Origin of the sequence: Limosilactobacillus avium, from assembly GCF_947381485.1 — a bacterium.
Taxonomy (GTDB): domain Bacteria; phylum Bacillota; class Bacilli; order Lactobacillales; family Lactobacillaceae; genus Limosilactobacillus; species Limosilactobacillus avium.
Window position 1 is genome coordinate 1 of sequence record NZ_CANCWN010000107.1, and the last position, 366, is coordinate 366.

A 366-nucleotide genomic window follows, 5' to 3' on the forward strand; every position below is an offset into this window, starting at 1 on the left:
CCACTTGTAATGACAGATAGTAGCGGCCAGTGGGCTCGAGGCAAACCGTATAGCACTTAATCTTGTTATTAGCTAACAATGTTGTTTTACTAGTCCGAATGCTGCCCAACTTAGGCAACTTAACCCGCCGTTTAGCAAGTACCCGACACACTGACCGCCCCGTATAAGCCTGCCGAATAGCACAACGCGATTTAAAACGTGGGTAACCGCCCCGATGTTTAAATAAAATCTTAAAGGCTTGGGCGAGGTTGTGATTAACCACTAGAAAACTAGTTGAGTCACTCGCCCGAAGGAATGGGTATTCCTGCTTGAGTCTCTTCAGTAGATAATTCATCCCGTATTCATTGACGAAGTGACTGCTGGGAT

General features: G+C 46.2%; 1 pseudogene. It reads right to left on the bottom strand.

The features are described from left to right. Window positions 1-366 (bottom strand): annotated as a pseudogene (locus tag QOS01_RS10505) (RNA-guided endonuclease TnpB family protein); the annotation flags it as partial.